This window comes from Enterococcus sp. AMC1251 (assembly GCF_058216535.1).
In genome coordinates this window covers 2708591-2732969 of sequence record NZ_CM177098.1, presented here as the reverse complement: position 1 = coordinate 2732969, position 24379 = coordinate 2708591, and the positions used below count along the sequence as shown (strand labels likewise).

Sequence of the window (24379 nt, the reverse complement as noted above, 5' to 3'; positions counted from 1 at the left end):
GCAAATAATGAAAATCGCGATTGTTGGCGGCGGTCCTCGTGGGCTTTCTATTTTAGAACGAATCGTTGAGTGGTCGAGAGAAGAACAGGTGATCCAGATTACAATGTTTGATCCTTATGGACCTGGAGGCAAAGTCTGGCGGGAAGATCAGCCTTTATCTTTATTGATGAGTTCAGTTACCTCTCAAGTCACTTTATTTACAGACGAAACGCTGAGTACAAAAGGTCCTATAGCAAAGGGACCGAATTTATATGAATGGGCACAAGGAGAAGCGGCGATTTTTATCAAAAAATACAATTTTGAAAATAAAGTAATGCTACTGGAAGAGTGTGAAAACTTAGGGCCAAATGATCACTGCTCAAGAGTTTTCTATGGGTTATATCAAAAATGGTTCTATGAATATGTACAGACTCGAATGACAGAACAGACGTCAGTAAAATTCTTTAAGGATACCGTTCGAGCTGTAAAAAGGCAGGAGGATAAGTTTTTAGTTTATACTAAAGCAGTGGAAACTACGGTAGATACAGTTATTTTAGCGTTAGGTCATCAAGAAAATGAATTAATTGGAAATGAAAAAGAGTTAGCCGCGTATGCTAGCGAACACCGCTTATTTTATTGCTCACCTAAAAATGCCGCGAATGCTTATCTCGAAGCAATCACGGAGAACACAACCGTCTTGATTAGAGGCTTAGGATTAGTCTTTTTTGATTATCTTACTTTACTAACGAGCGAACGTGGCGGCTTATTTAAAAAGCAGAAGGGTGAGTTGATTTATCAAGCTTCAGGAAAAGAACCCAAAATCATTGCAGGTTCTGGTCGAGGTATTCCTTATCATGCTAGAGGTGTTAATCAAAAAGAATATGGGGAAAAATATCAGCCGCGTTTTCTAAAAGAAAAAAGTTTGAATAAGTTTAAAAGAAAAGGGAAATTTTCTGCGGAGCAGTTTTTTGAGCTTTTAAAGAAAGAAGTGGAATTTGTTTATTATTCAACATTGGTTGATGCGAATTATCCTAAAGTAAATCAAAGTCGATTTAATGAGGAGTTTATTCGAACAAGAGGGGCTAATTCGCTCTTAGAAAAATATGGTATCCATAAAAAATATTATTGGGATTGGTCAGTTATTCAAAGTCCGGATCAATGTGTGGGAGAGGTAGATTCTTTTCAGGAATTCATCATTACGTATTTAAATTGGGAGGTTGAAGAGGCAAAAAAAGGCACGATTTCAGGCCCCTTTGCGGCAGCATTGGATAGTTTGAAAGATTTGCGGGAGGAAGTTCGTTTTATGCTGGATCATGAATTATTTTCAAATGATGAGTGTAAAGAATGGCTGTGGGACTGGTTTACTCCTTTAAATGCTTTTTTATCAATCGGACCACCATTAGAAAGAACTTCAGAGCTAAAAGCGTTGATTAAAGCTGGTATCGTAACTCTACTTAAACCAGAAATGGAGATAGTGACTGAAGCGGGTTGGTTCATTGGTTCTTCTCATAAAGATCTGACTCAAAAATATAAAACCCATTTTTTAATTGAAGCGAGATTATCGAAAACAGCGAATCAATTTAGTTTAAATCCTTTGGTGCAACAACTTTTAAGAGATAAAATGGCGTGTCTGCATCAATTGAACTTAGCAACAGGCGAAGTTTATCAAACAGGTGCACTTTTAATAGAGCGAAAAACGAATCAAATACAGTTAGCAACAGGGGAAGTTGTTAGTGGCTTGTTTTGTTATGGTATTCCAACAGAAGGAATTCATTGGTTGACAGCAACTACTTCTCGTCCTGGAATCAATCCTTGGAACTTGAGAGAAGCAGATTTGATTGCTAAAAATATTTTCGAAGGACTAAAAGTGGTAAAAGAGGACAGTAAAGTCTAATTGTTGCTTTCCTTTTTAGTTTGAATTTTGGAAAAAATAGATAACCTTCACATAGAACGCTTTTTGTTCTATGTGAAGGTTATCTATATTACTTGGTTTAAAGAGGGCTAAGCATAAGCACGTTATTCCCTGTTGCTTATTATCGAGAAATGCGTTTACGCATGGCTTTTTTACGATTTTCCTCGATCATGTCTTCTTTTTCTTCAATTGGATCAAGAACAGTTTTTTTAATAGTAGCTGCAAAGCCGACAACAGCAGCACATGTTACTGCTGTTCCTACAAGCATACCTGAAATAAATTTTTTCATATACATTCTCCTCTCACTTATTTAGACACTTTCATTATGAACTAAAGTAAGGAAAAAATCCAATAGATTGCGGTAAATGTATAGTAAACTTATCTAATCGATGAAGCTAGGTTTGATTTTCGCAAATATTTATGAAATACTTGATTTATTTTAGTAAATGTTTTACAATTTATTTACTAAAATAAATCAAGAGGTGACAACTGTGGAAGATGAATTGAAAGAACGATTTCATTCTGTGTTTGGAATAGAGTCAAAAGAAGTTTATTTTGCTCCTGGAAGAATCAATCTGATTGGTGAACACACAGACTATAATGGTGGGCATGTTTTTCCAGCAGCTATTACGATTGGCACTTACGGCGTAGCTAGAAAACGTGAAGATCAAACGATTCGTCTTTATTCAGAAAATTTTTCAGAAGTAGGAATTATTGAACGTTCTTTCACTGATTTAGTGTATAAAAAAGAAGATGATTGGACAAATTATCCTAAAGGTATGATTCATTATCTGATTGAACAAGGCTACAAAATCAATCAAGGACTGGATATTCTTTATTATGGTACGATTCCAAACGGAGCAGGTCTTTCTTCCTCCGCTTCGATCGAATTACTAACAGGGGTCATTTTAAATGATCTGTTTGATTTAAAAATTGCAATGTTAGACTTGGTGATCACAGGAAAGCGTGTAGAAAATCAATTTATCGGGGTAAATTCAGGCATTATGGATCAGTTTGCTATTGGTATGGGCAAGCGGAATCATGCTATTTTATTAGATACCAATACACTCGATTTTGAATTGGTACCAGCTGAATTTGGCGAGTATGCGATCGCAATCATGAATACAAACAAACGCCGAGAACTAGCGGACTCAAAATACAACGAACGCCGAGCAGAATGTGAACTGGCTTTAAGCCGCTTGCAAACCGTTTTACCGATTAAATCTTTGGGAGAATTAACAGAGGAACGTTTTGAGCAAAAGAAAAAAATCATCGCTGATGAGTGCTTGATTAAACGAGCGAAACATGCTGTAACTGAAAATCAACGAACGATCAAAGCCAAAAAATTTCTCGCGGAAAATGATGTATCAAGTTTTGGTCAATTATTGAATGATTCACATGCTTCTTTAAAAGATGACTATGAAGTGACTGGAATTGAACTAGATACTTTAGTAGAGGCAGCACAGCAATTTCCAGGTGTATTAGGCGCACGAATGACAGGAGCAGGTTTTGGTGGTTGTGCAATAGCTTTAGTCAAAGAAACAGAGATGGATCATTTTGTTAAACAAGTTGGACAAACGTATCAAGAAAAAATAGGTTATCCAGCAGATTTTTATATTGCAAATGTTGATGATGGCGCTAGAAAACTGTAGAATAGAGAATACATTAAAAAAATGAATTTAATTTCGTTTGTATTCAACAAGGAGGCAGCAACATGTCAATTTTAGTTTTAGGCGGAGCAGGTTACATAGGTTCTCACGCCGTTGATCAATTAATCAATAAAGGCTACGAGGTGGTCGTTGTTGATAATCTACAAACTGGGCACAAACAATCAGTTCATGAAAAAGCCACATTTTATCAAGGGGATATTAGAGATAAAGGATTTATGCAAGATATTTTCAAAAAAGAAACGATTGATGGTGTGATTCATTTTGCTGCCAGTTCGCTTGTCGGTGAATCAGTAGAAAAACCATTAGTGTACTTCAATAACAATGTTCATGGAACTCAAGTTGTATTGGAAGTGATGGAAGAATTCGACGTTAAACATATTGTGTTCTCATCTACAGCTGCAACTTACGGAGAACCTAAAGAAATGCCAATCATGGAAACAATGCCGACAAATCCTGAAAACCCATATGGTGAAAGCAAGTTAATGATGGAAAAAATGATGAAATGGTGTGATAAAGCTTATGGTATGCGTTATGTTGCATTGCGTTATTTCAATGTTGCTGGCGCTAAATCAGATGCCTCTATTGGCGAAGATCACGATCCAGAAACTCATTTGATTCCAATTATTTTGCAAACAGCATTAGGGCAAAGAGAGTACTTAGGGATTTATGGTGATGATTATGATACACCAGACGGTACTTGTATTCGTGATTATGTTTATATTGAAGACTTGATTGCAGCTCATATTGCGGCGTTGGAGTATTTACAAAAAGACAATGAAAGCAATATATTCAATTTAGGCAGCAATACTGGCTATTCAGTTAAAGAAATGCTGGAAGCAGCTAGAGAAGTAACAGGTAAAGAAATTCCAGCTAAAGTATTGCCACGTCGTCTAGGTGATCCTAGTAAATTGGTTGCCTCAAGTGAAAAAGCTAAAATGATTTTAGGATGGCAGCCTCAAGTCACGGATATCAAACAGATCGTCAAAACGGCTTGGGATTGGCATGTCAGTCATCCAAAAGGTTATGAATAATTTTGTCAAAGCAGATATATTATCTAGTTTCAAGAGCTAGCTTCTCAGGAAAAAGATAAAAACTGAATGAGCTTGTTCAGTTTTTTAGATTTAGGAGGGAACCTTGTGTCAATTAGTAAAACAATCACGGACTTTGTAACCTTGGCAATTCAAGCAGGAGGGTGGATGGAGTTAGATCGCTTGTATCTGCAAAATCGTGTACTTGCAACAATCGGTGAAGTCTCATTAGAACCTGTCATACCTAAAGCTGTGACGAAAACACCTTTGGAATTGTTGGATGAATTAGTAGCTCAAGCTATAAAAAATGGTATGGTTAAAGAGAAAGCTGTTGATTTAGAAATTTTTGAAGCACAATTGATGGATTTTCTCACACCTCCGCCTTCAGTTGTGAATGCTCTTTTTGCTCAGCATTATGAAAAAGAACCCGCAAATGCAACGGATTACTTCTATAAATTGAGCCGAGAAAATGATTATATCAAAACAAGGGCTATTGCTAATAACATTGTTTTTCCTGCAGAAACAGAATATGGTCAGCTAGAGATTACGATTAATTTATCAAGACCAGAAAAAGATCCAAAGCAAATTGCAGCAGAAAGAAAAGCAACTCAAGTGGACTATCCTAAGTGTGTCTTGTGTATGGAAAATGAAGGTTATAAAGGACGAACTAATTATCCAGCTAGAACAAATCACCGCATCATTCGGATGAACTTAGATGGAGAGAGCTGGGGATTCCAGTATTCGCCATATGCATACTACAATGAGCACTCGATTATTTTGTCTGAAGAACATCGCCCGATGGTTATTTCAAAAGAAACATTCCGTCGACTGATTAGAATCATTGAAGTATTGCCTCATTATTTTGTTGGTTCTAATGCGGATCTACCAATCGTAGGTGGCTCGATTTTAACCCATGATCATTATCAAGCCGGTCGGCATGTTTTCCCAATGGAAAAAGCAGAGATCGAACAATATTTTGAATTGACCAATTTTCCTTTAATGAATGCAGGAATTGTTAAATGGCCGATGTCTGTGATTCGTTTGCAAAGTCCAAATTCAGAAGATTTAGTTGAAGCAGCTACATTGATTTTAGAAAAATGGCGTAATTATTCTGATGAGAATGTATCCATTCGAGCTTTTTCGGCAGATGGAACGCCTCATCATACCATAACACCAATCGCTCGCCGCAAAGGTCAGCTGTTTGAATTGGATTTAGTTTTACGTGATAACAATGTTTCTGCTGAATACCCAGATGGAATTTTTCATCCGCATAAAGAAGTTCAGCATATCAAAAAGGAAAATATCGGTTTGATCGAAGTGATGGGTTTAGCGGTATTGCCACCACGTTTAAATGATGAGCTACAAGAAGTAGAAAAATATGTTTTAGAAAAAGAAAATTTGATTGCAGGTTACCATAAAGAATGGGCAGACCAGATGAAAGTAAGCTATTCTTTTAATGAAAAAAATGCAAAAGAGATTATTCAAAAAGAAGTAGGACAAATCTTTGCTCGTGTTTTAGCTGATGCTGGCGTGTACAAACGAACACCAAATGGACAAGCAGCTTTTAAACGATTTATTGACAGTTTATAGAATAAAGCAGGTGAAAAGATGGCAACAATCAAGGATATCGCAATATTAGCAGGAGTTTCGCCAGCTACCGTTTCCAGAGTGCTAAATTATGATCCTGATCTTTCCGTTGGGATCGAGACTAAGCAAAAAGTATTCAAAGCAGCAGAAGAATTAAATTACACGAAACACAAAAAAACTACAAAAACTGTTAAGGCTAAAATCATGTTGGTTCAATGGTATGATGAAGTAGAGGAACTAGAGGATATTTATTATCTTTCCATTCGTTTAGGAATCGAAAAAAAGGCGGAAGAGCTCGGCGTTGAGCTGATCAAACGTTCATTAGAAGAGCTAGATCATGAGCCGGTAAATGGTATTCTTGCTTTGGGAAAGTTTACTAAAGAACAAGCCGATTCTTTATTCGAAATGAATGCCAATCTTTTATTTGTAGACTTTGATGCGCTGGATTTAGGCTATAATTCTTTAGTCATCGATTTTCATCAAAGTATCTCTTGTGTTTTGACTTACTTTATACAGCATGGACATCAAGAGATCGGTATAATTGCTGGAGAAGAATACACTCAAGGGAGTCACAAACAAATTGAAGACAAACGGTTGACGATTTTTAAGCAGATATTGAAACAAAAAAAATTGCTTAACGAAGAATTCATCTTGAAAACGCCATTTACTGTTTTAAATGGTTATGAAGCGATGAAACAGTTTTTGGATCAGCATCCAGAGGATTTTCCAAGTGCTTTTTTTGCTTCTAGTGATGCTTTGGCCGTGGGGGCTTTAAAAGCGATCCGAGAAGTAGGACTTAAGGTGCCAGAGGATATTTCAGTGATTGGGTTTAATGATATCAGTGTGTCAAAATATGTTAGCCCACCTTTAACGACGATAAAAGTCTATACAGAGTGGATGGGAGAATTGGCTATTGAAACGGTCTTTTCAATTATCCAAGAGCAAGCGCCTGTGGCAAGAAAAATAACGATTGCTACAGAATTGATAGAAAGAGCATCAACGAAGTGATTTTTCGTTGATGCTCTTTTGACTATTTATAAGCAATTGCAAATAAGTTGATATCATCATTCACACAGCTTTGCAAAGTAATCCGTTCTCCACCGCCTGTACCAATTGTAAGATCCCAATAGTCGGTTCCTGAGCCTACCTCTGTTCCATAATCATCTAATTGAAGCATTGTACGTACAGTATAAGTAGTAGGTGTACCATTTGCATCGGTTACAACGATTTGACTACCTGTACCTAATGAGAAGACTGCTGAGAAGGCACCAGGATTATGACCGATAAAATGAGTATTTTGACCATCATCACCTGATTGAACTGCAGCGCCCCCCCATGTTGAAGCAACGCCGCTAGGATTTGAATCAATCACACTTTGTCCACTTCCTTGTCCGCCATTTTGATAGGGAATCGTTTGACCATTCATCGTGAGGGTCATCGGTCCATATGCAGGTTCTGCAGGAACCTCGGGTGCACTGATAGGTGAAGCTTGCCCAGCTTCCGCAGGTGTGATTTGCTCTACGGGCACTTGCTCCGCAACAGGTGTTGCTTCGGGCTCACTTTTTGGAACAATTTGAAATGTTCGATCAGCACTACCAATATTTCCGCTAGAATCAGTTGCAGTAAAATGGATTGTCTGTGTGCCTAAGACAGAGGTATCTAATGCTCCATCTGCAGACACTTTTACCGTAATATCTCCGTCTTTATTATCAGTGGCGGTGACTTCTTCATAGATATTGACTTGAGCATTTTGTTCAACAGTTTTTTCTGGCACATTAATCTTTGGTGCAATAGTATCTTTAGCAGAACTTAGGGCAACAATTTTTTCTTTCCCTTGTTTTTTCTTAGTAGCAGTAGCTAATTTAGTTAATTCTTTTTCTGTAGGAACGTTGTTTACTGAGATAACTTTCGCTTTTTTAGGTTCACTAATTAAACGATTTGTTCTAGTACGTGTATCAACGAAAATGTATCCGCCAATAAATAAAGCAATACCTAAAATACTGATAAAACCAATGATAATAGTGTGTTTAATTGTGTTTTTTTTCATGTAGAATCCCTCCAAAAATTGTGGTGAGATTTTCCATTTATCGATAAATTTTAAATCCGCGTTTTCATATTTTTATAATAAGACTCATTTTTAAATAAACCAATTGAGTTGCGCTTTGGATTAATTCAAAAAAGGGGTAGAAGATGCTATAATTACTATTAAACGGGGATTTCTTCAAAAAAATCTTAACTAATGGAAAATTTTGAAGAAAAATATAATAAAGGTGAAAAGAGGAGAAAAAATGGAGAGATTGTTATCACCATCTATGCATAGAAGAGTGTTATTGTTGAACCTATTAAATGGGCCAAATAACTGGATCACCTCGGATTATCTCGCTGAGAGTATTGATTGCTCAAAGAAAACAATTATGTTGGATTGTCAGTACATAGAAGATCGTTGGTCAGATTATTTGACGATAGAAACTTCCAGAAAACATGGGATTCGACTGATTGCTTCACCACACAGGTCGATCCATGAAATTTATATTGAAATTATGCGAGAATCAAATGCTTTTTCTTTATTAGAATCAATTTTTTTTGAACCTAAGCAATCTGCTGTTTTTTGGGAAAAAAAATTATTTTTAAGTAATTCTAGTTTGTATCGTTTGTCTAATTTGATTAGTTCTGCCTTGAAAGATCGTAATATTAAAATGAGTCGTGCACCATATTTTGTACATGGAAAAGATGAACGACAGATTCGCTATTTCTTTACGTGCTACTTTATTGAAGTTTATGGTATTCGAGAATGGCCGTTTCATTTAGATCGAGAAAAGGTTTTTAGCTTATCAAACAAAATTAATAAAAAATTTGACTTAGAATTGAATGATAGTCAAATTGTTCATTTAGCATATTCGATTGCAGTAACGATCATTAGAGAACGACAAGGTTTTTTAATTCAGAACAGAAAAGATCCGATCAATAGCTTTATAAACACGACAATTGATGTTAGAAAATATCAAGCAGATGTGGAAGAAATCGCAAAACCATTAAATGTAGTTATTCCTGATAATTGGTATGAAGATTTTTGTTATTCTATTTTTTGGTGGGATTTTGGTTGGGATAACGAACAGGAGAAAGTAAATGTTATAAATCAAGCAGAAAAATTGGTAAATACGATTAAAGAGGCGCTGTCTATTTCTATTTCGGAGCAAAGTAAAATAAGTATCGTTCGTTTAATTGAGTATACTTACGCGAAACACAAAATGTTTCCATATAAAAAATTTATGGTTTATGATCGCTATTTGTATTCTAGCAGAGCAATCAAACAAAATTTTATCGTTTTTACAGCTGTCGTTGATAAAGCTCTAGGTGAATTGGAAGCTAAAACGAAGTTTCCATGGAAAACAATTTATTTAGATAGCATCCTTCATGAAATGGCAATTCGCTGGCAAGATCTTAGCAAGCTTACAGATGAAATGAGGAATCAGTTATCGGTTTTAGTTTTAAGTGATCTAGGGAAGGAACATGCTCAACTGCTTAGTTCTGTTTTAAAAGAAAATTTCCGCAACAAAATTAATCTTTCTGTTCAAGAGAGTCATTTTTATGACCAGATAGTGAATATACCTGATCAAAATTATGACCTATACGTCTCGAACTATGCTGTTGAAACTGTGGATGAAGAAGTCAATATGATTGTAGAAGATATTCCGTCATTTAAAAATCTTACTGATTTACGGAAATATATCGATAAAAGACGTTTAGTTCTACCAAAAGATATTGCTTATTTAAATGTCTAAATTGTTATTTTAATGAGTTGCTCAATTTAAATATTTTTTTGAAATAAAAATAATGATTGTCATTTAATAAATAGTAATGCTATACTAAAATAGTATTATTATTTTTAAAGGAGAGAATTATGAAAAAGAAAGCTTACAGAAACACACCTGCATTTGTCTTTCTAAGTTGGGGGTCATTTGCCTTTTTCGTGGCATTGATGTTGATCGGCTTATACACGTTAAAGGAACCTTTAATGGTTAAAGGTTACTATTTGATGGGATCAGTTGGATTGATTTCTTCATCATTTACACTTTCAAAAGTGATCAGAGACAATCAAGAAGATGAAGAACGTTATAACCAAATGTTCCGAGCAAACGACGTATTAATAAAAAAAGAAGAAACGGAAGCGCATATCTAATAAATAATAAAAGTTCTGACGAGAGTCAGGGCTTTTTTTGAAAGAATTTTTTAATGAGTTTGCTTTTTTTGATGCCTTATCCATAAAAATCACGTATAATAGAAGATAGTGAAATTTCGAGGGAGGGGTAAATTATGGCTTATCAAGCTTTGTATCGTGTTTGGCGTTCACAGCGTTTTGATGATGTTGTTGGACAAAAAGCTATTACGCAGACACTAAAGAATGCAATCATACAAAAGAAAACCTCACATGCCTATTTATTTACCGGCCCAAGAGGAACAGGAAAGACGAGTGCGGCGAAAATTTTTGCTAAAGCAATCAACTGTAAACATAGTGTAGACGGTGAACCATGTAATGAATGTGAAACATGTATTGCGATCACTGAAGGTCGTTTAAATGATGTTATTGAGATCGATGCAGCCAGTAATAATGGTGTTGAAGAGATTCGTGATATCCGTGATAAAGCTAAATACGCACCAACACAAGCTGATTATAAAGTCTATATCATTGATGAAGTACATATGTTGTCGACAGGTGCCTTTAATGCATTGCTAAAAACATTGGAAGAACCACCGCAAAATGTTATCTTTATCTTAGCGACAACCGAGCCCCATAAAATTCCGTTAACGATCATTTCAAGAACGCAGCGTTTTGATTTTAAACGGATAAGCACACAAGATATCGTTGATCATTTAGGCTATATTTTAAACCAAATCGATGTTAATTTTGAAGAACAAGCCTTATATGTGATCGGTCGTGCAGCAGAGGGTGGGATGCGGGATGCTTTAAGTATTTTGGATCAAACGATCTCATTTAGTGATGAAAAAGTTACTTTGCAAGATGCCATGCAAGTTACTGGTAGTTTAACCTATGAAATGATGGATCAATATATTTCTCGCTGTGTAAATGGTGATGTTGAGCAAGCATTAGAAATACTAGAGTCTATTCTTAGCTCTGGTAAAGAAGCTAGACGCTTTTTAGAAGATTTGTTATTATATTGTCGGGATCTACTTATGTTTCAACAAGCGCCGAATCTCTTAGCAGAAAAGGTGGGACATCTGACGGAGAATTTCAAAGAGTTAGCGGGACAAACTGCTGCTGAGAAAATTTATCTGATGATCCAAATTTTAAGTGATACGCAAAATGATATTCGTTTTACTAATAATGCCAATATTTATCTTGAGGTTGCAACAGTTAAACTGGCAAAATCTGTTAAAAAACCAGTTGAAATTTCGAGTGAGACACAACCAATGCCGATAGAAGAGATCGCAACCTTGCAGCAGCAAATTGAGCACCTACAAAAAGAATTAGCAGAACTAAAGAAAAACGGTGTGATAGCTAAAGAAGCTGAACCTGTTAAAGCAACACGGGCAACGAGCAGTAAAAATACATTACGGATTCCAACCGAGCTTGTGTATAAAGTACTGAATGAAGCCACCAAAGATCATTTGTTGAATGTAAAAAATGTCTGGGATGACTTATTACAAATGATGACTGTAACACAAAGGGCTATGCTTAAAGCTAGTGAGCCCGTTGCCGCAGGTCCCAACGGTTTAGTGATTGCGTTTGAGTATGAAATCGTTTGTGGTCGAGCTATGGAAGATGAGGAAATGCAGTTAGCCGTTCATAATAATTTAAGCCGCTTGGTGAACAATTATGCACCTGACATGGTTTGTATTACAAAAGAAAGCTGGCCAAAATTGCGTCAGTCATTTATCAGCCAAAATAAGGAAGCACCGAGTGATCAACAAAATGAAGGTCAGCTTGTTAATAATGAGGAGAATCATTTACTAACAGAGGAAGAACCAGTAGAAGAGGTTAACAACCAAGTAGTAGACGAAGCGATTGCCATGTTTGGTGAGGAGCTTGTTGAAGTAATAAATGATTAAGAGGAGACGATAGTTATGATGCGAGGCATGGGAAATATGCAAGGAATGATGAAACAAGTTCAAAAAATGCAAAAAGACATGGAAAAGGCACAAGCAGAATTAAACGTAAGAGAGTTCGTAGGTGCTTCAAGCAATGATTTAGTGACAGCTACTTTTACTGGCGATCGTAAAATGAAAGACATTTCGATTAAAGAAGAGATCGTTGATCCAGAAGACGTAGAAATGCTACAAGATTTAGTGATCATGGCTGTGAATGATGCTTTGACTAAAGTAGAAAAAGAAACAGAAGCAACAATGGGTAAATACGCTAAAGGAATGCCTGGCTTTTAATTTAAAAGAATTATGGATAGTATGAAACGAACGTGGGACAAACTTAAAAATTAGTTTTGTTCCGCACTCTAAATCCGAATAGATGGCGAGATAAAAGCAGACTACACTCCGTTCCGATCACATCAACTTCTAAGCGCTTTAGTTCTTAGAAGTTGATGGACTCGGAAATAAGCTTTTGTCTTGGCCTCGTTTGCAACAAGAGAGCGGGGCAAAAACTGACCTCAGTTTTTGCCCGCGCTCTTATTTTTTATGAATAGTATTTTATTTTCGAAGAGACATTTTCAGCCTACTACTTACTTATAGTTAAAGTTCAAAAAAGTAATTTTTACTTTTTTGAACATCTTAAATTCACGTTTAATTTGTACATTTCTTTTCAACCGCAGTAATTAACCAAGAATATTTATTTTTCTAGTTGTTTTTTTCTAAAGATATAAGCTCCTGCAATTAATAGTACCCCAGAAGAAGCAATCATCATGTTATTGTTTGTTTCACCTGTTCTAGGTAATTGATTAGCTGTTGTTCGACCCGAATCAATCGATTTTTTTGCTGTAGTAGGAACTGGTGATGCTATTGGAGAAATATTATCTGTGGTAGGAGCTTTAGTTTCTTCTACAGGTGACTTAGGATTTAATGGGTTATCACTCTCTGGTAGAACGGTTAAAGTAATCTCTTTCTCTGCAACAACAGTTTCTACACTTCGCTGTTGAAGAGAGCTACTAATATAAAATCGGATTTTATGGGTTCCTGTTTCTACTAACTTACTTCCAAGAGCAGTAACTTGGATTTGCTCTCCGACTACTTCAAAGCCTACTGTAAGTCCATCGGCATTCTTAAAATTCGCCCAACCTAAAATAATATCCTCTGTTAGCGTTTGACCTACATAAGCTGTTTGATCTGATACCTCAATAGATGGCTTAGCTACTTCAGAGGAAGTAGAATCAGTGGAGCTAGGATAAGTAGAAGTAGAATCAGTGGAGCTAGGATAAGTAGAACTAGCATCAGTAGAACTAGAGTCAGTAGAACTAGAGTCAGTAGAACTAGAGTCAGTAGAACTAGAGTCAGTAGAACTAGAGTCAGTAGAGCTAGAGTCAGTAGAGCTAGAGTCAGTAGAACTAGAGTCAGTAGAGCTAGAGTCAGTAGAGCTAGAGTCAGTAGAACTAGAATCATCAGTGTACTCTAGGGTAGCTATAACATCATTTAAACTACCAACACAACTAGAGTAGTTAGCTTCTAAATTATTATCTAACGCATGTTGACCTTCGGATACAGCAGTCGTTAATCTTGCAATGGAAGCCGCAGTAAGCAATCCAGGATCAGCTAATATTTCTTGCCCTTTGGCTACTAACCTCTCTAAATCGGCACGGATTAAATCAATATTTTCATTAGTAGAAACTGCTAATTCCTCAGCGTTAACAACTGAATTTACCAATGATGTTGGCCCAACAACAGAGCTGATTAGTACTAATGCAGCCATAATTTTTAAACTTTTTTTCATAAAAATTCTCCTTTGTTTGTAAAAATTGGTTTGTTTAACCATAAATAAATATACGATATACAAAATAAAAGTCAAGACTTTTTGTTAATAAAAAGCAGAAATATATGATATGTTATATAATTTTACTTATGTTATGCTAAATTAAATTCTGGTAATGCTCACTACACATGAAAAGCTTTATATAATGGTTTCTAGATTTAAGAAATGAAACGTTGGGAAATCGAACTGTAATTTTTTCGGAAGATAGTTGTGTGTATACTTTTTTAATATAGTGGGTAACTAGCTATAAAAAGAGATAATGTAGAAATTGTATAAATGTAGGTTTCTCTTCACTAATCGTAGGAAAGAGGGGTGGGAAAGAAGCGTTTAATCCCGAGAAATAAGAGGGGGTTACTTCTACGCTCACCGTGTATTTGGGTTTTAGTTGACTGGGTTGTAACTCTTAGCGTTATGACCCAGTCATGTTGGTCATTGATCTAATTACATAAAAAGAATTCTGAATGAATAAAGCGTATAATTTATCGATAAAAAATCAGATAGAACGTAATAGTAGAGATACGGCTTTATGAGAAGAAGAGCTTAATATTATGATATAGGCTAACCATTAACAAAGCTACCTTTTTCATGATTAGTTGAAAGGTGTGGTAAAATGAAAACTATAGCTACAAATGAAATTGAAAGTCTTGGTTTTAACTCAAAGCAAGCAATAAGAATTTTTTGATGCGTGAAACAAAAATGCTAAATATTTTTCTAAATCTGTGGAGATACCTCATTTTGAACAACCATTAAAAGTTAGTGTATTTAGAAACAATATGTTTGCTTTAAGGTGTTATTTTCCATATTTTAGTGGACGGAAAATTGCGTATATACAAAAATAGCACCATTAAATTTAAAGATAATTTGTATGGAAAATGAATATTAAAGTAGAAATTTTATCTGCATGCTATATTAAATAGTGTTTTAATCGTTAAAAATGTGTGGGAGTTATGGAATACATATTTTTGTGATGCTATAAAAAAAGGAAATTTTGGTAAATTCAAATAATAGATAAAAATAATGTTGGAAAAAGAAAAATGAACAACTTAGAAAAATACGTATAGATTGTAGATGTTGATATAAAAACAATGTAAAAAATGAGCATGCCAAAATCACCTTGAGTTATTACCTTGATTAAATATAAGAAAATGAAACGAATGTACTTGAATTGTATTAATCTTTTTATTACTTTGAAAAAATCATTCTTTAAATGCTTGATATGAAAGGAATTGTTTGTAAATATGCATTACCCTGAACCGATTGCCAAATTAGTCGAAAGCTATATGAAATTACCAGGTATTGGTCAAAAAACAGCTGTTCGTTTGGCTTTTTATACACTTGACATGAAAGAAGAAGATGTCAATGCTTTTGCGAAATCTTTGATCAGTGTGAAACGCGATCTACATTTTTGCAGTATTTGCGGAAATATCACAGAAGAAGATCCTTGTGAAATTTGCCAAGATACAACCAGAGATCGTAGTATTATTTTAGTAGTTGAAGAATCAAAAGACGTTATGGCTATGGAGAAAATGCGTGAATATCACGGGTTATATCACGTACTACATGGTGTATTATCACCAATGGAAGGAACTGGTCCAGAAGATATTAATATTGCGTCATTGATTCAGCGACTTCATAATGATGAGGTTAAAGAAGTCATTATTGCAACAAACGCGACGACTGAAGGAGAAGCCACAGCAATGTACCTATCTCGTTTGATTAAACCTGCTGGGATCACAGTAACTCGATTAGCTCATGGCTTGTCTGTCGGCAGTGATATTGAATATGCAGATGAAGTGACTTTATTAAAAGCAGTAGAAGGTCGTCGAGAGCTTTAAAAGATAAAAAAATCAGTTGCCAATGTGAAGGGCAGCTGTTTTTTTATCTCTATGTTTCAACAATACTGATCGTGAACGCAACCCCCTTCATTCTGACCTATCTGAATTACGAACGATTTTGTTTCTATGTAATGATTGTTCTAGATGTTAAATAATGTAAATAAAGGTCAAATTGAAAGGAGTAGTTTGAGTTTGGATCATTTGCTGCTAATTTTTCAATAAGACATCAACTATTATAGATAACTCACTCCAAGTTCATTATCAATATCTCCAAAGTAATTATACTTATTTCCAATCAAAAGACAAAATCTATAAGGTTTTTCATTCCAGTTTTATTTATTCATCAGGAAAATTTTAATAATAAGGAATTCAATTAGACTGATTGTGGCAGATAAAGTATAATAGATAAAAGGACTCAAAGTAAGTAAGGGGATTAGTAAAGTGCAAGGTATTTTTATAACGATCGAAGGACCAGACGGCGCAGGAAAGACAAGTGTATTGAATGAGTTATATCCAAGGCTAGATCTGGCAGCAGAAAGAAGCATTATTAAGACAAGAGAACCTGGTGGTATTCCCATTGCTGAGAAAATTCGTCAAATCATCTTAGACCCAAGAAATCAGGAGATGGATGAGCGGACTGAAGCCTTGCTCTATGCAGCGGCTAGACGTCAGCATTTGATGGAGAAAGTTTTACCTGCACTAGAGGAAGGCAAAATCGTTTTATGCGATCGTTTTGTAGATAGTTCATTAGCGTATCAAGGTGCAGGACGGCGAATTGGCGTTGAAGCAATCGCTACGATTAATGAATTTGCGATTGAAGGAACTGTCCCAGATTTTACAATTTATTTAGATGTAGATTCAGATACGGGACTGAATCGTATCAAAAATCATCGTCAGCAACAAATCGACCGATTGGATTCAGAAGGGCTTGAATTCCATCAGCGAGTTCGTCACGAGTATTTAAAACTGGTGGAAGAAAACCCAGAAAGAATACTGAAGATCGATGCCAGAATGAGTTTGGAAGATGTTGTGGAAGCAACCTTTCAAGCGATCGTAAAACGTTATCCAGAATATTTTAGAAACTAGGAAGGTGACCGAATATGAAAATTATTTTAGCGATTGTCCAAGATAAAGATAGTAACCGTTTAGCCAATGAACTTATTGATGCTAATATTCGTGCGACAAAACTCTCATCAACAGGTGGCTTTTTAAAAGCTGGAAATAGTACATTTATTGTAGGGATCGATGATGATCGTGTGGATGAAGCATTGGAATTGATCAAAAAAACGTGCCAATCTCGTAAACAATATGTGTCAACTCCTGTAACACTAGATATTACGATGGATGGACAAGTTCCTTATCCTGTCGAGGTTGAAGTAGGCGGTGCAACTGTCTTTGTTCTTCCTGTAGAAGGATTCCATCAATATTAAGATGAAAGAAGTACAAGTTTTAAAAGAACAACAACCGTTGCTTTACCAGCAACTTCAAAAAAGTTTCGAGCATGGTCGACTTGCCCATGCTTATCTTTTTGAAGGTGATACAGGAACTGGTAAAAAAGAATTTGGTTTATGGATGGCAAAACATATTTTCTGTACGAATCTGACGGAGAACAATCCTTGTAATCAGTGCAATAATTGTCTACGTATTAATGATAATGAACACCCTGATGTATTACGGGTTGTACCGGATGGTCAAACAATTAAAGTTGATCAAATCAGAGCATTAAAAGCAGAATTTAGCAAAAGCGGAGTAGAGACTGCTCAAAAAGTCTTCTTGATCGAACAAGCGGATAAAATGAGCATTGGCGCAGCGAACAGTTTATTAAAATTTCTAGAAGAGCCAGAAGGAAAGGTTTTAGCGATATTAGAGACGACGTCTTTAGCGAAAATTTTACCGACGATTCAATCGCGGTGTCAGGTTCTTCATTTTCAACCTTTAGTGAAAGAAAAATTAGTACATTCTTTAATAGAATCTGGAATCAATAAAAATATCGCCAATCTTTTAGCTGAGTTGACAAATAGTTTTGACAAAGCAGTTGAAATCTCGCAAGATGAATGGTTTAATGAAGCTAGGGAAATTACTCAACGATGGTTTGATTATATGATAAAAGATGATTTACAGGCTTTTGTCTATGTTCAAAAAAAAATGATCAAAACTTTCAAAGAAAAAGAACAACAAGAGTTGAATTTTGATTTATTACTTGCTTATTACCGTAAGCAACTCACTGAAAGTGTAGCGACTGAACAGCTCAAACGTGTGATAGAACAACAAGCACAACGAGTTGAACTGATTTTAAAAGCGCGACAAAAGTGGGAAGCGAATGTCAGCTTTCAAAGTGTTTGTGAGCAATTAGTGATACGAATGATTCACCCTAAAACATAAATAGGAGGATGAAAATGGTAGAAGTAGTAGGAGTTCGCTTCCGTGAAGCAGGTCATATCTATTATTTTGCTCCTGGAAAATCAGAGTATTTTTACAATGATAAAGTACTTGTGGAATCACAGCAGTCTAAACAGCTTGCCACAGTTGCGATACCGAAAAAAACGATTGATCCTGAAGATTTACCTGAGGATTTAAAACCCATTTTAAATAAAGCTTCAGAAACTGATTTAGAAAAGGAACAAAAGAATGTAGCTGATGCAACAGCTGCATTAAGTGTGGCTAAGGAAAAAATACGGGCACACGAATTAGAAATGAAATTGATTCGTGTTGAATATACGTTTGACCGCAGCAAAATGGTTTTTTATTTTACAGCAGATGGTCGAATTGACTTCCGTGAGTTGGTTAAAGATTTGGCGGCAATCTTCCGTACGAGAATCGAATTACGTCAAATCGGTGTTAGAGATGAAGCAAAAATTTTAGGTGGAATTGGTCCATGTGGTAGACAATTGTGCTGTTCAACTTTTTTAGGTGATTTTATGCCAGTATCGATCAAAATGGCGAAAGATCAAGGATTATCATTGAATCCTGTAAAAATTTCTGGTTTATGCGGGCGCTTGATGTGTTGTTTAAAATACGAAAATGATGAATACGAAGCAGCGAAAAAGGAATTACCTGATTACGGTAAAGATGTGTTGACGCCAGATGGTAAAGGTCGAGTAGTCGGTTTGAATTTGTTGAGCCGTATCATCAAAGTCCGTTTAGTTGGTCGAGAGATAGCTGTAGAATATGATTATGATGAAATTAAAGAAGCAACGCAAAAAGCACAAGCCGAAAAAGGTGATCATAATGGATAAACGTTCTTTATACGATGGTCTTAGTTCTTTAGAGACAGATCTACAAGGAACTTTGGGACAATTATCAGAGATTAAAGAAGCACTTCACGAGTTAGTTGAAAAAAATACAACACTTGAAATCGAAAATCAACGCTTACGGGAACATTTGCAAGAGTTGACTAAATTAGCGAATGATCCTAATGATCCAGCCAAGCAAGAGTTATCCAAATCTCGCATGAATTTAGAAAAGCTTTATGAAGAAGGATTTCATGTCTGTAACATTTTGTATGGCTCACGCCGTGAAAATGACGAAGAATGTGCGTTTTGTTTAGATGTTATTTATGGTGAACGATACAAATAAATTTTAGAGGCTGTGACAAAATTTGTCTCAGTCTTTTTACAATTACCAATCTCAGTGTTGAAAAGGAGCCGCTATGCAAAAACAAAAAAGTTTTGATTCATCTAACATTGGCAAACTCTATTTAGTGCCGACGCCAATCGGAAATTTAGAAGATATGAGTTTTCGGTGTATTAATAGTTTAAAAGAAGCAACGATCATTGCGAGCGAAGATACTAGAAATACGCAAAAGTTACTCAATCACTTTGAAATCAAAACGCCTCAAATCAGTTTTCATGAACATAATTATAAAGAACGGATTCCACAATTTATAGAACGTCTAGAATCTGGCGAGATGATTGCTCAAGTCAGTGATGCGGGAATGCCGTCTATTAGTGATCCAGGTCATGAATTGGTTGAAGCATGTATCGAAGTGGGGATTAAAGTAATCGCTTTACCTGGTCCTACCGCAGGAATCACAGCACTAATTGCTTCGGGATTATCCCCCCAACCATTTACATTTCATGGATTTTTGCCCAGAAAGAAAAAAGAACAAATTGAGACTTTAGAGAAATTGAAAAGGACATCGTCAACACAAATTTTTTACGAATCACCACATCGGATTACTAAGACAATAGACCATTTTTCAGAAGTATTTGGTGAAAAACGAAAAGCTGTGATTTGCCGTGAATTGACGAAACTTCATGAAGAATATATTCGAGGTACTTTGGCTGAATTGAGAGATTATTTGGCGGAGCACACGTTAAAAGGTGAGTGTTGTCTTTTAGTTGAAGGTGCTGATGGATCGGAATTAGTAGAACATGTGGATTTAGAACTTTCGGTCAAGGAGCATATTGATGTATTGATAAATACGGGAAGTTCTTCTAAGGAAGCGATCAAAGAAGTTGCAAAGCTGCGGGGATTAAAAAAACAAGATGTGTATAAAGAATTTCATGTCAATTAAGTTTAATCAAGAAACAATCATTTCAATAATAAAATAGAGTTGGAAATGACTCTGCTCTTTTAGAATAAAACAAGTTGTGAAGGAACGAATGTTCGTGTATAATGTTTTTAAAGATAGTGGGATTTTTAGAGGAGAAATAGATGATTGTCGAAGATGTTTTATACGGTTCATTTGAAGTTGAAGAAGTTCTAGAAGCATTGATTTTATCAGAAGAGATACAACGGTTAAAAGATGTTCATATGGCTGGGCCAGCTTTTTTAATTTATCCGTTTTGGAATGAGACAAGATATGAACATTGTATTGGTGTTATGCTGTTGATCAGAAGACTTGGCGGTACATTGGAAGAGCAAGTTGCAGGATTACTGCATGATGTGTCACACACTGCTTTTTCACATGTAATTGATCTAGCTTTAACGAATAAAACCGAAGATTACCATGAGAAAATCAAGGCACAATTCATTGAGCATTCAGCTATTCCTACTTTATTAAAGCAGTATAATTTTGATTATCAGACAATTCTATTTGAAGATGAACAATGGCCGTTACTTGAACAAAAAGCGCCTTTATTATGTTGTGACAGAATCGATTATACATTGAGAGAAGTATATCGTTATTTTTCCGTTCCAATAAATGAAATCCAGCAATTTTTGAATTCAATTACTATTATAGAGGATAAGATTGTTTTAGATTCAATCGAATGGGCAATTTGGATGATAGATCAGTACCAAAAAGTAGTGATTGACTTTTTTTACGATCCTCGAAATATTTGCGGCTATGAATGGATGGCAAAAGCAATTCGTCTTGGGCTAGAAACACATGAAGTTACGTTGGAAGATTTAATGGAGACCGATTCGTTATTTTTTAAAAAGCTAAAATCAAGTCCGTCCATAGAAGTCGCTCAACTAGTGGAAAAAATAGAGAATCCGCCAAAATATAGTGTTTGTTCTAGTGAAGATACTTATGATATCTGGCAAAAGAAAAAAAAGCGATTTGTTAATCCTTTAATAAAAATCTCTGGTAAAGTTGTTTCAGTGTCTGATGTATCAAAAGTCGCTCAACTAAAGATTGAAAAAATACTTGCTGATAATGAAAAGGGAATTTTTCTTAAATTGGATTAAGGAGCAGATGATACGTTGTACCTATTTGAAAGGAGGATGGCGATTATGATAAGTGAACTGCGCTTTCCCTTGAAAAAAGATACTTCCCGTAAAATTATTCATATCGATATGGATGCATTTTTCGCTTCAGTAGAAGAACGTGATCATCCTGAACTAGTTGGACATCCGCTAGTAATTGCGCGTCATCCCAGTGACACAGGTGGTAAAGGTGTTGTGACTACAGCAAATTATGAAGCGCGTAAGTTTGGTATACATTCTGCAATGAGTGCTCAAAAAGCGTATGAATTATGTCCTGACGCTATTTTTAAACCAGGTAATTATGAAAAATACTCTGAAATTTCTCAGAAAATCAGAAAAATTTTTTGCCGATATACAGATATTATCGAACCAGTTTCAATAGATGAGGCTTATTTAGATGTAACGACAAATAAAATCGGTAGCAAATCAGCTATCAAAATTGCGAAGTTAATTCAATACGATATCTGGAACGAATTACAGTTAACTTGTTCGGCAGGTATAAGTTATAACAAATTTTTAGCAAAATTAGCTTCTGATTTTCAAAAACCAAAAGGGTTAACAGTTGTGATGCCTGATGATGCGGAAGGATTTTTGAAAACTTTACCGATCGAAGCATTTCACGGAGTAGGAAAAAAAACAGTTCCTAAAATGCATGATTTAGGCATTTACACTGGTGAAGATCTATACAGACAAGATGAGATGGCGCTAATCCGTAATTTTGGTAAAATGGGTTATTCTCTTTACAGAAAAGTTCGTGGAATTCATGATTCTCCAGTAAACATAACAAGAGATCGTAAATCTGTAGGGAAAGAACATACATATGGCACACCATTAACGACTGAAGCGCAAGTAACTGCGCAATTAAGACAATTAGCAGAACGAGTAGAAGAGTCTTTAGAAAGAGTTCAAAAACATGGGAAGACCGTTGTATTGAAAGTTCGCTATGCAGATTATACAACAGTTACAAAACGCCAGACATTACCAGAGTATATTTCTAAAAAAGAAGAACTATATTATCAAGCAAATTTAATTTGGGAAGATATTCTTGGTTTGGAACAAGGCATTCGTTTATTGGGGATAACATTGACGAATCTTGATCCAATGGCTTATGAAAATATAGTTTTGCCTTTATGGGAAAAAAAACGAATTGAAGAGAGTGAAAAAAATTAATTTTTTGGACGGATATTTTCGGAGCAAAATTTTTTGAAATTTTGGTTATAAATTAATTTTTATGCTACGATCTATTCATAAATACGAAAGGAAGATTCAATGAGCAAAACAATTATGTGGTTTCGCAAAGATCTTCGTTTAGACGATAATACAGCATTTAACAAAATGCTGGAGAATTGCAAAGATACAGATGAACTGATTTGTGTTTTTCAATTGAATCCGTTACAGTTTTTAGAAAATAGTTATAATCAAGATGCTTTTTTCTTTAGTCTAGCTACTTTTTATGAAAATGCTAAAAAAAATAATATAACGATTCATTTCGTATATGGAAATTTGGAAGAAAATTTTAAAGAATTGAAAAAAGAGTTTCAAGAGTGGAATGCAGTATATTTTAATAAAGATGAACGTGGTTTTGGTAGGGAACGAGATCAAAAAATGACTGCTTTTTTTGAGAATAACCAAATTCAGGTATGTTCTTATCAAGATAGTCATTTGCATGGTGTGGAGGAAGTAAAAAAGCCAACAGGTGAAAGTTATAAAGTCTTCACACCCTATTTTAGAAAATGGTTAACCATGCCTAAACGCCTCTATCAAAAATCTTCAAAGATTGTTGGTCCATTTAAAAAAATTACACATCCTCTATTTAATGAGGGTGAGAAACAATTTAAGCGAATTATTGAAGCAATAGAATTGCCGTTTGAGTATGAATGTGGAGAAGCTGTGGCTGAAAGCTATTTAAAAAACTTTATAAAAAATCATCTACATGATTATCAAAAAGGACGAGATTATCCGTTTTCAGATCAAACAAGCAAATTATCCAGATTTTTAAGGACTGGCGAATTATCAATTCGCAAAGTCTGGTACGCTCTTAGTGCTGAGCCAGATTCCGATGGTCGTCAAACCTTCATTTCAGAACTGTGCTGGCGAGATTTTTATAATATGATATATTATGAGAATCCTAAACAAAAAACGCAAGAAATCAAAGAGCAATACAGACAACTGCATTGGAATTATAAACAAGAAACTTTTGACCAGTGGAAAAATGGTCAGACGGGTTTTCCCATTGTAGATGCTGGAATGAGACAATTGAATCAGACTGGTTGGATGCACAACCGTTTGCGAATGATTGTAGCGTCATTTTTGACGAAAGATTTAATGATTGATTGGCGTCTAGGTGAAGAATACTTTCAACAAAAATTGATTGATTATGATACTGCAAGTAATATTGGTGGTTGGCAGTGGGCGGCTTCTACAGGAACAGATGCAGTTCCTTATTTTCGAATATTCAATCCTACAACCCAAGGTGAAAAGTTTGATTCTCAGGGTGATTTTATTCGTCAATTTATTCCAGAATTGCAAGATGTGCCAAATAAATATATTCATGATCCAAATAAGATGTCAGTAGAATTACAAAAATCTATAGGTGTTTCTATTGGTGAAGATTATCCCAATCCAATGGTGGATCATCGTAAAATCCGTTCAGAAATCCTGGATTTTTTTAAAACAAATTCTCTGTAAACAAAAATATCTTCAATAATTTTCATGAGAAAACAAATCCAATCTTAACGATTTATACTCAAGATTGGATTTGTTTTCTTTTATGTTTTAAAAAA

At 35.3% G+C, this 24379-nt stretch carries 22 protein-coding genes; 19 read left to right on the top strand and 3 right to left on the bottom strand.

The features are described 5' to 3' along the window. The first annotated feature begins 7 nt into the window (after positions 1–7). Positions 8–1873: an FAD/NAD(P)-binding protein gene (locus AC4BBR_RS12865; RefSeq protein ID WP_490459920.1), complete on the top strand. Its 1866-nt coding sequence runs from the start codon at positions 8–10 to the stop codon at positions 1871–1873. 139 nt (positions 1874–2012) lie between these two features. On the opposite strand, the gene AC4BBR_RS12860 is transcribed toward AC4BBR_RS12865, so the two are convergent. Continuing rightward, the gene (locus AC4BBR_RS12860; RefSeq protein ID WP_010760505.1) at positions 2013–2180 is read right to left on the bottom strand and encodes a DUF3042 family protein; all 168 of its coding nucleotides are present in this window, start codon (positions 2178–2180) and stop codon (positions 2013–2015) included. Between the two features lie 202 nt (positions 2181–2382). Between AC4BBR_RS12860 and AC4BBR_RS12855 the strand changes: the two genes are divergently transcribed. The 4 genes from AC4BBR_RS12855 (at position 2383) to AC4BBR_RS12840 (ending at position 7184) form a co-directional block, all read left to right on the top strand. Next, positions 2383–3543 carry a galactokinase gene (locus tag AC4BBR_RS12855; protein WP_490459919.1) on the top strand — a complete coding sequence of 387 codons (1161 nt, stop codon included), beginning with the start codon at positions 2383–2385 and terminating at the stop codon, positions 3541–3543. Between the two features lie 62 nt (positions 3544–3605). Continuing rightward, the gene (gene galE, locus AC4BBR_RS12850) at positions 3606–4592 is read left to right on the top strand and encodes a UDP-glucose 4-epimerase GalE (RefSeq protein WP_490459918.1); all 987 of its coding nucleotides are present in this window, start codon (positions 3606–3608) and stop codon (positions 4590–4592) included. 105 nt (positions 4593–4697) lie between these two features. Next, a complete protein-coding gene (gene galT / locus AC4BBR_RS12845; protein WP_490459917.1) occupies positions 4698–6179 on the top strand; it encodes a UDP-glucose--hexose-1-phosphate uridylyltransferase in 1482 nt (493 codons plus the stop codon). Between the two features lie 18 nt (positions 6180–6197). Continuing rightward, positions 6198–7184 (top strand): LacI family DNA-binding transcriptional regulator, encoded by a 987-nt coding sequence (locus AC4BBR_RS12840; protein WP_490459916.1) that lies wholly within the window; start codon positions 6198–6200, stop codon positions 7182–7184. 22 nt (positions 7185–7206) lie between these two features. Here the strand turns inward: AC4BBR_RS12840 and AC4BBR_RS12835 are convergent, their stop codons facing one another. After that, positions 7207–8223, bottom strand: a complete 1017-nt coding sequence (locus AC4BBR_RS12835; RefSeq protein ID WP_490459915.1) for an immunoglobulin-like domain-containing protein — start codon at positions 8221–8223, stop codon at positions 7207–7209. 241 nt (positions 8224–8464) lie between these two features. On the opposite strand from AC4BBR_RS12835, the gene AC4BBR_RS12830 reads away from it, so the two are divergent. The 4 genes from AC4BBR_RS12830 to AC4BBR_RS12815 all read left to right on the top strand — a co-directional run bounded on the left by AC4BBR_RS12830 (position 8465) and on the right by AC4BBR_RS12815 (position 12575). Next, the gene (locus AC4BBR_RS12830) at positions 8465–9958 is read left to right on the top strand and encodes an AcpB/EbpR/MafR family transcriptional regulator (RefSeq protein ID WP_490459914.1); all 1494 of its coding nucleotides are present in this window, start codon (positions 8465–8467) and stop codon (positions 9956–9958) included. 119 nt (positions 9959–10077) lie between these two features. After that, positions 10078–10356 (top strand): YiaA/YiaB family inner membrane protein, encoded by a 279-nt coding sequence (locus tag AC4BBR_RS12825; RefSeq protein WP_490459913.1) that lies wholly within the window; start codon positions 10078–10080, stop codon positions 10354–10356. A 134-nt stretch (positions 10357–10490) separates the two neighbouring features. Further along, the gene (gene dnaX, locus AC4BBR_RS12820) at positions 10491–12245 is read left to right on the top strand and encodes a DNA polymerase III subunit gamma/tau (RefSeq protein WP_490459912.1); all 1755 of its coding nucleotides are present in this window, start codon (positions 10491–10493) and stop codon (positions 12243–12245) included. A 15-nt stretch (positions 12246–12260) separates the two neighbouring features. Then, positions 12261–12575: a YbaB/EbfC family nucleoid-associated protein gene (locus tag AC4BBR_RS12815; protein WP_490459911.1), complete on the top strand. Its 315-nt coding sequence runs from the start codon at positions 12261–12263 to the stop codon at positions 12573–12575. A gap of 400 nt (positions 12576–12975) precedes the next feature. Here the strand turns inward: AC4BBR_RS12815 and AC4BBR_RS12810 are convergent, their stop codons facing one another. Beyond that, positions 12976–14070 carry an LPXTG cell wall anchor domain-containing protein gene (locus AC4BBR_RS12810; RefSeq protein WP_490459910.1) on the bottom strand — a complete coding sequence of 365 codons (1095 nt, stop codon included), beginning with the start codon at positions 14068–14070 and terminating at the stop codon, positions 12976–12978. A gap of 1277 nt (positions 14071–15347) precedes the next feature. On the opposite strand from AC4BBR_RS12810, the gene recR reads away from it, so the two are divergent. The 10 genes from recR (at position 15348) to AC4BBR_RS12760 (ending at position 24284) form a co-directional block, all read left to right on the top strand. Then, positions 15348–15944 carry a recombination mediator RecR gene (gene recR, locus AC4BBR_RS12805; RefSeq protein WP_490459909.1) on the top strand — a complete coding sequence of 199 codons (597 nt, stop codon included), beginning with the start codon at positions 15348–15350 and terminating at the stop codon, positions 15942–15944. A 441-nt stretch (positions 15945–16385) separates the two neighbouring features. Continuing rightward, on the top strand, positions 16386–17030 hold the full coding sequence (tmk, locus tag AC4BBR_RS12800; protein ID WP_490459908.1) for a dTMP kinase: 645 nt from the start codon (positions 16386–16388) through the stop codon (positions 17028–17030). Positions 17031–17044: 14 nt separating this feature from the next. Beyond that, positions 17045–17374: a cyclic di-AMP receptor DarA gene (gene darA, locus AC4BBR_RS12795; protein WP_069645446.1), complete on the top strand. Its 330-nt coding sequence runs from the start codon at positions 17045–17047 to the stop codon at positions 17372–17374. Position 17375: 1 nt separating this feature from the next. After that, complete coding sequence (gene holB / locus AC4BBR_RS12790; protein WP_490459907.1) at positions 17376–18326, top strand: DNA polymerase III subunit delta'; 951 nt, start codon at positions 17376–17378, stop codon at positions 18324–18326. 14 nt (positions 18327–18340) lie between these two features. After that, the gene (locus AC4BBR_RS12785; protein WP_490459906.1) at positions 18341–19180 is read left to right on the top strand and encodes a PSP1 domain-containing protein; all 840 of its coding nucleotides are present in this window, start codon (positions 18341–18343) and stop codon (positions 19178–19180) included. Next, the gene (locus AC4BBR_RS12780; RefSeq protein WP_490459905.1) at positions 19173–19520 is read left to right on the top strand and encodes a DNA replication initiation control protein YabA; all 348 of its coding nucleotides are present in this window, start codon (positions 19173–19175) and stop codon (positions 19518–19520) included. Before AC4BBR_RS12785 ends, AC4BBR_RS12780 begins: the two co-directional genes overlap by 8 nt. Before the next feature lie 73 nt (positions 19521–19593). After that, the gene (rsmI, locus tag AC4BBR_RS12775) at positions 19594–20460 is read left to right on the top strand and encodes a 16S rRNA (cytidine(1402)-2'-O)-methyltransferase (RefSeq protein WP_490459904.1); all 867 of its coding nucleotides are present in this window, start codon (positions 19594–19596) and stop codon (positions 20458–20460) included. Positions 20461–20600: 140 nt separating this feature from the next. Further along, entirely contained in the window at positions 20601–21578 is a 978-nt protein-coding gene (locus AC4BBR_RS12770) for an HD domain-containing protein (RefSeq protein WP_490459903.1), read from the top strand. Positions 21579–21623: 45 nt separating this feature from the next. After that, positions 21624–22766, top strand: a complete 1143-nt coding sequence (gene dinB / locus AC4BBR_RS12765; RefSeq protein ID WP_490459902.1) for a DNA polymerase IV — start codon at positions 21624–21626, stop codon at positions 22764–22766. 99 nt (positions 22767–22865) lie between these two features. Further along, a complete protein-coding gene (locus tag AC4BBR_RS12760) occupies positions 22866–24284 on the top strand; it encodes a cryptochrome/photolyase family protein (protein WP_490459901.1) in 1419 nt (472 codons plus the stop codon). The last annotated feature ends 95 nt before the right edge of the window (positions 24285–24379 follow it).

Bases quoted from the DNA above. Each gene is read 5' to 3' on its own strand.
- AC4BBR_RS12865 (WP_490459920.1), top strand. From the start codon at position 8: ATGAAAATCGCGATTGTTGGCGGCGGTCCTCGTGGGCTTTCTATTTTA.
- AC4BBR_RS12860 (WP_010760505.1), bottom strand. From the start codon at position 2,180: ATGAAAAAATTTATTTCAGGTATGCTTGTAGGAACAGCAGTAACATGT.
- galE (WP_490459918.1), top strand. From the start codon at position 3,606: ATGTCAATTTTAGTTTTAGGCGGAGCAGGTTACATAGGTTCTCACGCC.
- AC4BBR_RS12840 (WP_490459916.1), top strand. From the start codon at position 6,198: ATGGCAACAATCAAGGATATCGCAATATTAGCAGGAGTTTCGCCAGCT.
- AC4BBR_RS12835 (WP_490459915.1), bottom strand. From the start codon at position 8,223: ATGAAAAAAAACACAATTAAACACACTATTATCATTGGTTTTATCAGT.
- AC4BBR_RS12830 (WP_490459914.1), top strand. From the start codon at position 8,465: ATGGAGAGATTGTTATCACCATCTATGCATAGAAGAGTGTTATTGTTG.
- AC4BBR_RS12825 (WP_490459913.1), top strand. From the start codon at position 10,078: ATGAAAAAGAAAGCTTACAGAAACACACCTGCATTTGTCTTTCTAAGT.
- dnaX (WP_490459912.1), top strand. From the start codon at position 10,491: ATGGCTTATCAAGCTTTGTATCGTGTTTGGCGTTCACAGCGTTTTGAT.
- AC4BBR_RS12815 (WP_490459911.1), top strand. From the start codon at position 12,261: ATGATGCGAGGCATGGGAAATATGCAAGGAATGATGAAACAAGTTCAA.
- AC4BBR_RS12810 (WP_490459910.1), bottom strand. From the start codon at position 14,070: ATGAAAAAAAGTTTAAAAATTATGGCTGCATTAGTACTAATCAGCTCT.
- recR (WP_490459909.1), top strand. From the start codon at position 15,348: ATGCATTACCCTGAACCGATTGCCAAATTAGTCGAAAGCTATATGAAA.
- darA (WP_069645446.1), top strand. From the start codon at position 17,045: ATGAAAATTATTTTAGCGATTGTCCAAGATAAAGATAGTAACCGTTTA.
- holB (WP_490459907.1), top strand. From the start codon at position 17,376: ATGAAAGAAGTACAAGTTTTAAAAGAACAACAACCGTTGCTTTACCAG.
- AC4BBR_RS12785 (WP_490459906.1), top strand. From the start codon at position 18,341: ATGGTAGAAGTAGTAGGAGTTCGCTTCCGTGAAGCAGGTCATATCTAT.
- AC4BBR_RS12780 (WP_490459905.1), top strand. From the start codon at position 19,173: ATGGATAAACGTTCTTTATACGATGGTCTTAGTTCTTTAGAGACAGAT.
- rsmI (WP_490459904.1), top strand. From the start codon at position 19,594: ATGCAAAAACAAAAAAGTTTTGATTCATCTAACATTGGCAAACTCTAT.
- AC4BBR_RS12770 (WP_490459903.1), top strand. From the start codon at position 20,601: ATGATTGTCGAAGATGTTTTATACGGTTCATTTGAAGTTGAAGAAGTT.
- dinB (WP_490459902.1), top strand. From the start codon at position 21,624: ATGATAAGTGAACTGCGCTTTCCCTTGAAAAAAGATACTTCCCGTAAA.
- AC4BBR_RS12760 (WP_490459901.1), top strand. From the start codon at position 22,866: ATGAGCAAAACAATTATGTGGTTTCGCAAAGATCTTCGTTTAGACGAT.